This is a genomic window from Nonomuraea sp. NPDC049784, from assembly GCF_040659615.1.
Lineage (GTDB): Bacteria > Actinomycetota > Actinomycetes > Streptosporangiales > Streptosporangiaceae > Nonomuraea.
In genome coordinates, this window is record NZ_JBFAMX010001250.1 from 1 (window position 1) to 1,235 (window position 1,235).

At 76.1% G+C, this 1,235-nt stretch carries 1 protein-coding gene; it reads right to left on the reverse strand.

The features are described from left to right. Nucleotides 1-1,235: amino acid adenylation domain-containing protein (locus AB0J09_RS65155; protein WP_360714559.1), on the reverse strand; the 1,235-nt coding region annotated here is incomplete at both ends.

Consider the following 1,235-nt stretch of genomic DNA (forward strand, 5'->3'; position numbering starts at 1 on the left):
GCCGCCGGGCGCGCGGGCTCGGGCAGCGCCCGCCGGTCCACCTTGCCGTTCGGGGTGAGCGGCAGCGCCTCCAGCGGCACGACCACCGTCGGGATCATGTACGGCGGCAGCCACTCGGCGGCCCGCTCCAGCAGGTCACTCTCGTGGGTCGGGGAGGCGGGGACTACGTAGGCGACCAGGTCGTCGCCTCGCACCACCACGGCGGCCCGGCGCACTCCGGGGTGGCGTTCCAGCGTGGTCTCGATCTCGCCCAGCTCGACCCGGTGCCCCCGCACCTTGACCTGGCCGTCGCCCCGGCCCAGGAACTCCAGCGTCCCGTCGCCCAGCCACCGCACCCGGTCACCCGTCCGGTACCACCCGTCCGCGAACCGGTCCGGCGGCTCACCGGGCGAGCGCAGGTAGCCGAGCGCCAGCCCCGCCCCGCCGATGACCAGCTCACCGGGGACGCCGATCGGCGCGGGCGAGCCCTGCCGGTCGAGCACCTGGACCGTGGTGTTCGCGAGCGGCCGCCCGATGCGGACGCCATGGGGCGAGTCAGGCACCTCCCAGGCCGTGGACCAGATCGTGGTCTCCGTCGGCCCGTACATGTTGAGCAGCCGACCCACGCGCCTGCGAAGCCTCCTGGCCAGCGCGAGCGGCAGCGCCTCGCCCCCCGCCAGGGCCACCAGCCCGGACGGGTCCAGGCCGCCGGACAGCAGCATGCTCCATCCCGACGGCGTGGCCTGCACGTGGGTGACCCCGGACGCGCCGATCAGCCGGGCCAGCGCCATCCCGTCGCGTACGGTGGCGTCGTCGGCCAGCACCAGCCGCCCGCCCGTCACCAGGGGCAGGTACAGCTCCAGCCCGGCGATGTCGAACGACAGCGCCGTGCTCCCCAGCCACACGTCCCCGGGACCCGACCCCAGCAGCCGCTCCATCCCGGCCAGCAGGTTGACCAGCGCGGAGTGCGGCACCGCCACCCCCTTGGGCGTGCCGGTGGAGCCCGAGGTGTGGAGCACATAGGCCGCGGTCCCGGCCGTCGCCGCCGTCCCGTCATATACGGCGCGGGTGGCCGGCTCGATCCGCTCGACGTGCGCGGGCAGGGGCGCGGACGGGACGGCCAGCGCGACCCGCACGCCTGCCTGGGCGAGCATGGCCGCGACGCGCCCGCCCGGCAGGGCCGGATCCACCGGCAGGTACGAGGCCCCCGCCATCATCACGCCCAGCAGCGACCCCGGCAGGTCGGCCGAGCGCGG